Genomic DNA, 1142 nt, shown 5'->3' with positions numbered 1-1142 from the left:
TAATGCCGTTCACTTAACGTGAACGGCTTTCTTTTTTATGGGGTATCGGTCCTTCGAACACTTCAGCACTCTAGGGTAACTACGCTCCCTTTTTCCTTCTAAAACAAACTGTTTTGCATTCTTTTCTATATCAAAGATTACCTTAGGGATATTGCCTGGAGACATACTAGGAAGCTGGGATAGTTTAAAAATAATATGCGATGACGCTTCTCTAAAACTCAATTGGTTAGGGAAGACCCCTTTTAATGAGTGCGCCATCAATACCATCTTATATCTCAGTAAGTTATACGCAAGAAGGACTCCCCACAACTCCTGCCTAATTAATTCCGGAAGCTGACTTCTGAGTGTAAACCGAGTTTCAAGCATGTACTGCTTCATCTCTCTGTACCCCAGCTCTATCTCCCATCGATGAGCATATAAATCAACAATTTCACCTGATGGATAACGCATTGGCTCTGTGAGTGAAGTGATGATTTGCAGCGTTTTTCCCTTCACTGTTTTAGTCAGTAAACGGGCTTCCATAAACTCAGGTAAATCAGGCCTTTTCTTTCTCGATTGAGGCGTGATTGTTAGCCTAATAAGCTTGTCCTGTCGCCCTAAAGAACGTATCACTTCATATTGTGTATTCTTTTTCAATGGCATTAACCAGTGCCTATTACTTCCCGCTTGTGACCAGTCATGTAATAACCCCAACGAGTAAAAGCCCCGGTCGAACAGGGTTAAACTGTTATCCGGCGTGTTGTTGATGAGATTAGCCGCTAATGTCATTTCATTTTCAGCCACACTCGCAAAAGAGGAGTCGACTAACAGATGGCTACTTAACTCCATTAGACACACCATGCGAACTTGGGGATAGGAAGCATTATTCGATTGATTACTCGTGCGAGAAAATGCACTATCGTTTTCAGGAGTATCGGGGGTTCTCCAGACGACACCGTCAACCCCATAAAGATTAAGGCCGCACCATTGTGGGTGTTCAGCCTGCATGTTCCACTGCTGCTGAGTCTGTCTAAAAATATCTTCTACAACGTCACTTCCTAATTTTTTTCTTGCCTGAGTGACAGCGCTTCGAGCAACATAATCGACTTCATTTGGGAGGATAATATCCAATTTATTAATCAGTTGCCTAACGGACTCACCCC

At 42.8% G+C, this 1142-nt stretch carries 1 protein-coding gene; it reads right to left on the bottom strand.

Annotated elements, in window-relative coordinates:
* Positions 1 to 9 precede the first annotated feature (9 nt).
* Positions 10 to 1142: IS4 family transposase (locus Q4546_RS19125; RefSeq protein WP_303446852.1), on the bottom strand; the 1133-nt coding region annotated here is incomplete at its 5' end.

It is taken from the genome of Shewanella sp. 4_MG-2023, assembly GCF_030548015.1.
Lineage (GTDB): Bacteria > Pseudomonadota > Gammaproteobacteria > Enterobacterales > Shewanellaceae > Shewanella.
Note: the sequence above shows the minus strand (reverse complement) of the source record. Positions and strands in the feature narration are given on the sequence as shown.